Genomic DNA, 6004 nt, shown 5'->3' on the forward strand with positions numbered 1-6004 from the left:
GGCCGGTCATGTTTCCTAGCCCACCTGTAAAGCATGTGCTGGGACAGAAACGTCAATCATCTCGTGGGACTGGACAAGCGATGGGGTTCGGGATCACGGTTGCGCTGTCGGAATCGTGTGTCGGTGTTAGCTGTGGTCTACGTCCGGGTGTTGTTCTGCGCCGATGCGTACCGCTTTGGAGAGGTCCACGCCGGTCAGGTTCACGCCGGTCAGGTCCGCGCCGGTCAGGTCCGCGCCGGTCAGGTTCACGCAGGTCAGGTCCGCGCCGGTCAGGTCCGCGCCGGTCAGGTTCGCGAAGGTCAGGTTCGCGAAGGTCAGGTTCGCGCGATTCAGGTGCGCGCCGTTCAGGCGCGCGCCGCCCAGGTCCGCGCCGTCAAGGTTCACGCCGTTCAGGCTCGCCTCCTTCAGGTGCGCGCCGCCCAGATTCGCGCCGTCCAGATTCGCGCCGTTCAGGTTCGCGCCGGTCAGGTTCGCGAAGGTCAGGTTCGCGCTGTTCAGGTGCGCGTCGGTCAGGTGCGCGTCGGTCAGGTCCGCGAAAGCCAGGTTCACGCCGTTCAGGTGCGCGCTGATTAGATGCGCGTCGGTCAGGCTTGCGCCGTTCAGGTTCGCGCCGCCCAGGTTCGCACCAGTCAGGTTCGCGCCGGTCAGGTTCGCGCGTTTCAGGTTCGCCTTGGTCAGCTTTGCGGCGGTCAAATCCACGCCTTGGAGGTCCGCGTGGGTCATCTCCGACCGTCCGATGACGGTGATGGCTGCTTGGATGTCGGGTTGCGGCTGGGTGCGTCGCGGTTGGTCGGGGGTGGTGTCGTGGGAGTGGACGCGGATGAAGGTGGTGAGGACTTCTTGAATGGTGTTGTGGTCGCGTTCGGAGTCGTGGGCGATTCTTTCGAGGGCGTAGATGCCGCCTAGGCGGATGTCGAGTTTGTCATCGCCGAGTTGTTGGATGGCTTTGGTGTAGCGGTCAGTGACTTGGGCTTGTTCGGTGAGGGCGAAGGTATCTCGGGCGGTTTGGGCGTTGCGTGCGGTGTAGTAGACGGCGATGAGGGCGATGATGCCGGTGGCGATGGCGAGTGCTCGTCCGCGTACGGCGTCGACGGCGGTGGCAAGGTCTTTGGGGTCAAGCAGTCCGACGCGGTCCAGGTCGAGAATCCAGCGGGCGCCCGGTCCCATGATCCAGATGAGGGCGGCGAAGAATGCGACGGCCAGAAGAATGAGGCCCGAGCGTCTTGCGTAACGGCTTAACCGGCCGGACGTATGGCGGGGCATGCGCAGGAGCGTAGGGCTTTGTCCCTGCGCCCGGAATGACATCCGTCGATGCCCTAGCGGGAATCATGCCGTGTGGTTGTAGAGCGCTTCCTGGCTCTGGTCTTGATCGGCGAGTGGCAGCACCATGGGGGCCGGAGCGCGTTGCCTCATCCCCGTGTCATTGCCGGGCGGGGGCGCGTGACCGGTCCGAACTGTTGGTCCCTGTCAGAGATGGAACTGCGAGCGGCAGAAGAGGAGGGTTGATCACCAATGTCATATGTGTCATATGCGCTGTTCGGCTTGCCTCCGTGCGGTCCTCGCATGCGGGGCTGTTCGGCGTGGGCGGGATAGTAGCAGCGGATTCCTGATTTGGGAATGCTTGATTGATGCCGTCCGGTTATGGCGGGATCGGTTGCCCTTCTCGGGCCGTTTACTGGTCACAAGCCCGCCGAGTCAGATCACTTGTCAGAGAGCAGGTGGCAGGGCTCGGGCGGGGACCAACGTTCGAGGAGGCTGATGCCAAATTGATTAGGGGCCCCATCCCCGTGCACCACGCGTTCGTGTTTCCCAGCGGTGCCTTTCTCTCCGGAGAGGTCACCCCCGTACTCGACTTCGACGCGAGTACCAAAGATCGTCCCGTCCAGCAGCGCGACAAGATCACCGGTGAGCCGGTGTGGTCGGTCGCGGTGACCAACGTGAGTCCGGATGTCCGCGCGGCGGATAAGACGGTCTCGGTGAAGATCGTGGCTGCGGTCGCTCCGGAGATGCCTCCGGTCCCTGCCGCGATGGCAAGTCTCGGCTTGCCGTTCGTTCCGGTCGAGTTCGTGGATCTTGCGGTCACGCCGTATGTGAACTCGGCGAACAATCGCCTGGCGTATTCGTTCCGGGCTCGCGGGTTCCGTCCTTTGGCGGTCGCCCGTTCGCAAGAGACCAGCAGGGGATGATCCTGCTGTAGCGACCTGAGGGTCTGATTCAGGGCCGGTAGTGCCGGTGCCTGCTGCGGCGCGATAGCCGCCAATCATTCAACACGCCTGAGTCCCCGTGATCCGCCGTGCGGTCGGGGGCCTGCCCCGGCATGCCGGGCTGCCCGTTGGAGCTTGGAACCCTCCCGCGTGTGGTCCGGTGTGCCGTTCGGGGCCTGCGTTTTCCTGTTCCCCCGATTCGGAGCCTGGGGGCTGGCCGGTGCTTGGTGGCGCTGGCCGGTCCTCGGGTTTCGGCACCGCTGGTGTGAGCGGCTCTCGCTGCTAGGCGCGGGCTGCGGTGTGGGGTGCGGGGTCCTCTGGTCTGAATGGGGGTGGCCCATGATCTTCCGTAAACTTCCTGGTCAGGACGTTGTCGGTGTCGTCTCTACCCGTCCTGACACCACGGTCGTGTTCGCTCCGACCGTTGTTCGTACTCCGGCGATCGTGACCGTGTTCGTGTGGTTGTGGCGGTTGCTGGCCGGTTCGGTCCGGCTGGTGTGGCGTCATCCGGTGGCCTGTGCGGTGCCGGTGGTCACGGGCTGGCTGTACTCCTTCGGTGACTGGCATCTGCTGGTCTTCGTGGCGGCGGATCTGTCGGCGATCGCGGGCCTGTGGGCCTGGGCTTATCCGCATGTCTACGGTCGGTGGGTCGGCTGGCCGCTGGTGGCGTGGTGGCGGTGGGTGTGGGTGTACCGGCGTAAATGGCAGTCGGTGATGGTCATGTCCGGTCTGGCGGGAACTTCGGCGGGCGGCTGTATCTCCCTGATCTGGTGCGGGTGCGTTGTGATGCACGTTGCGACACGGTCAGGGTGCGGATGCTGGCCGGTCAGGCTGTGGAGCAGTTCACCGATCGGGCGGCGAATCTGTCCAACGGGTTCGGCGCGTCGCGGGTGCGGATCACCTCGCCCAAACCGGGCTGGGTGTGGTTGAGCTTCCCCCGGCGGGATGCGCTGGCGGGGGTGATCCCTGCACGTCCTATCCCGGACCGGCCGTGGGTCGGTCCGCTGGAGATCGGGCTGACCGAAGACGGGCTGTTGTTCCGTCTCCAGGTCCACGGAACCCATGTGCTGATCGCGGGCGCGACCGGTTCGGGCAAGGGGTCGTGGCTGTGGTCCATCATCAGGGGCCTGCTTCCGGCCTGCGCGGCGGGCATCGCACAGGTGTGGGGCCTGGACCCCAAGCTCATGGAGCTGTCGTTTGGCCGTGAGCTGTTCGATCAGTACGCGGGGACGCCTGAACAGTGCGCGGACCTGCTGGAACAGGCCGTGGCTCTGATGCAGGAGCGGGCGCACCGGTACGCGGGAGTACGCCGCAACCACGTCCCCAGCATGGATGACCCGTTCGTCCTGGTGGTCGTGGATGAGGTGGCGTTCCTGACCGCCTACCAGCCGGACAAGGCGTTACGCCTTCGCATTTCGGCGGCGCTGGCCACGCTCACCACCCAGGGCCGTGCGGTCGGTATCGCGGTGGTGGCGGCGCTCCAGGACCCGCGCAAAGAGGTTCTGAACATCCGGAACTTGTTCCCGGACAAGGTGGCGCTTCGTCTGGATGAGCCGGGTCAGGTCGACATGGTGCTCGGTGACGGTGCGCGGGATCGGGGTGCGCTGGCGGATCAGATTCCCCGTGATCCGGATGACCCGTCGGTCGGGGCGGGTGAGGCGTACGTCAGGTTGGAGAACAGCCCGGACCCGATCCGGGTGCGCGCGGCGTACGTGTCGGATGTCGATATCCGGCAGATGTGCGACTGGTTCGGGGGTCGCTCGTGGTGACCTCGGGTGGTGCGGCGGGAGGGTTAGGGGCGTCCGGTGAGCTGAGGCCTGCCGATGCCGTAGGCACCCGTAGGGCGACCGGTAGGGAGTCTGCCGGCGTCAGCGCCCCCGCGTCGGACCTGGGATCGGGCCTGGTCAGCATGGCTGCGGTGAAGGTGGCGGGGTTGGTGTCCCGTGAGGTTGCCGAACAGCTCGCGGTCTCGGCCGGGGTGTGTATCCGGCCTATCCCGATGCGTCGTCAGGACGTCGAAACGGGTGTGGTGGACACGGTGGATCTGCCGTGTGGGTCGTGGCGGGAGGCGTGGTGTCCTCCGTGTGCGAAGCGGGCTCGTCAGGTGCGGCGGGCGCAGTGTCGTGAGGGCTGGCACATGGAGTCCGAACCGCTGGTGGAGTACACGCGGGGTGAGTACCGGACGTATCTGCATGACCTTCGGGAGCAGGCGCGGGGCTGGCGGGATGACGCGTTGGCGGCCGGTGAGGACACCACGGATCTCGATCTGGCGCTGGCGGAGCTGGATGTCGAGATCGGCGCGCTGGAGTCGGGGAGCCGCACGACGGAGGACCTGGGCGACCAAGAGGACGCGGGCGATGACGGGGCCTCGGCTGACGTGGTGGTGGAGCGGCGTTCGAGGTCGACGCGTCGTCGGGATGACGCGGTGAATCTGCCTCGGCGTGAGCAGGTGTCGGGGACGCTGGGGCGGGTCTATGAGGGTCGGGAAGGCCGGGGGTTCCGTCCGAGTATGTTCCTGACGCTCACCCTGCCGTCCTACGGGCGGGTGCTGAACGGGGTGCCCGTCAACCCGGAGACCTACGACTATCGGTCGGCGGCGCAGGATGCGTTGCACTTCTCCAAGCTCGTCGACAGGTTCGTCCAGAACCTGAGGAGGGTTGCGGGCTGGGATGTCCAGTACTTCGCGGCGGTGGAACCCCAGCGGCGCTTGACACCCCATCTGCACATGGCGATTCGGGGGACGTTGCCTCGGTCGGTGCTGCGTCAGGTGGTGGAGGCCACGTATCACCAGGTGTGGTGGCCTTCGGTCGATCGGGTGGTGTTCGGTGAGGGCGACGCGGAACCGGTCTGGTCGGAAGGCCACGGGTACGTGCATCCCGGCACGGGCGAGGTACTCCAGTCCTGGGATGAGGCGTTAGACGCCCTGGAGGCTCGGGAGGATCGTGGCTCGGCGGATGGTAGCGGGCCGGTGGAGCCGTTGCACGTGGCGCGGTTCGGCGCGCAGATGGACATGCAAGGCGTGTTGGCCGGGACGGCGGATGCCGATCAGCGGGTCAGGTATCTGACGAAGTACCTGACCAAGTCGCTGTCGTGGGACGCGGTCCTGAAGGCCGACAACACGGGTTCGTCGGCGCGGGCGGCGCATGTGGCGCGGCTGGTTGAGGCGCTGCGGTGGGAGCCGTGTAGTCCTGAGTGTGCGAACTGGTTGCGCTTCGGTGTGCAGCCTCGTAAGGCGAAGTCGGGGCTTCGGCCGGGCTGGTGTCGGAAGAAGGCGCACAGTCCGGACCGGATGGGGTACGGCGGCCGTCGTGTGCTGGTGTCGCGCAAGTGGTCGGGTAAGACGCTGGCGGGTCACAAGGCTGATAGGAGGGCGTGGGCGCTGGCAGCTGCCGGGCTGGATCCGGAGCAGGAGGCGAGCCAGCCGGGCCGGTATGTGTGGCGGCGGTTGAGCGCTTCTGATCCGGACCTGGAGCCGGTGGCGGTGCGGCTGTTGCGGCTGGTGGCGGCTCGTCAGGCGGCGCGGGCGGCTCGGGAAGGGCCTGCGGAGGGTGGTCCCGATCCGGGCGGTGTATCGACGCAGGGACCTGCGGTGAGCCGGTCGCCGGGGTCTGAGGCTTGATGGGGAACCGGGCGGGGAGCGCGTCGGCGCGGTTGGGTGCGGGGAAGCGTCGCCGTCGTTCGGGAAAGAGTCCCGTAGGGGCCGCTACGTCTGTGCCTGGGGTGTTGCCTTTGCCGGGTGTGGACGAGTGGTTGTCGGCGGTGAAGTCGGAGGCCAAGCGGTCTTAGGAAGACAATCGGAA

At 66.6% G+C, this 6004-nt stretch carries 4 protein-coding genes; 3 read left to right on the forward strand and 1 reads right to left on the reverse strand.

The window, feature by feature from the left end; all coding sequences use genetic code 11:
* Nucleotides 1-126: 126 nt before the first annotated feature.
* The gene (locus tag ACYQ78_RS39140) at nucleotides 127-1263 is read right to left on the reverse strand and encodes a pentapeptide repeat-containing protein (RefSeq protein ID WP_459806065.1); all 1137 of its coding nucleotides are present in this window, start codon (nucleotides 1261-1263) and stop codon (nucleotides 127-129) included.
* A gap of 524 nt (nucleotides 1264-1787) precedes the next feature.
* On the opposite strand from ACYQ78_RS39140, the gene ACYQ78_RS39145 reads away from it, so the two are divergent.
* The 3 genes from ACYQ78_RS39145 to ACYQ78_RS39155 all read left to right on the forward strand — a co-directional run bounded on the left by ACYQ78_RS39145 (nucleotide 1788) and on the right by ACYQ78_RS39155 (nucleotide 5823).
* A complete protein-coding gene (locus ACYQ78_RS39145; protein ID WP_459806066.1) occupies nucleotides 1788-2186 on the forward strand; it encodes a plasmid replication, integration and excision activator in 399 nt (132 codons plus the stop codon).
* 719 nt (nucleotides 2187-2905) lie between these two features.
* Nucleotides 2906-3973 (forward strand): FtsK/SpoIIIE domain-containing protein, encoded by a 1068-nt coding sequence (locus ACYQ78_RS39150; RefSeq protein WP_459806067.1) that lies wholly within the window; start codon nucleotides 2906-2908, stop codon nucleotides 3971-3973.
* 140 nt (nucleotides 3974-4113) lie between these two features.
* The gene (locus tag ACYQ78_RS39155; RefSeq protein WP_459806068.1) at nucleotides 4114-5823 is read left to right on the forward strand and encodes a replication initiator; all 1710 of its coding nucleotides are present in this window, start codon (nucleotides 4114-4116) and stop codon (nucleotides 5821-5823) included.
* Nucleotides 5824-6004: the final 181 nt, after the last annotated feature.

The sequence above is a fragment of the Herbidospora sp. RD11066 genome, from assembly GCF_054661255.1.

Coding starts and splice junctions, on each gene's coding strand:
- ACYQ78_RS39140 (WP_459806065.1), bottom strand. CDS start 1,263: ATGCCCCGCCATACGTCCGGCCGGTTAAGCCGTTACGCAAGACGCTCG.
- ACYQ78_RS39150 (WP_459806067.1), top strand. CDS start 2,906: ATGGCAGTCGGTGATGGTCATGTCCGGTCTGGCGGGAACTTCGGCGGG.
- ACYQ78_RS39155 (WP_459806068.1), top strand. CDS start 4,114: ATGGCTGCGGTGAAGGTGGCGGGGTTGGTGTCCCGTGAGGTTGCCGAA.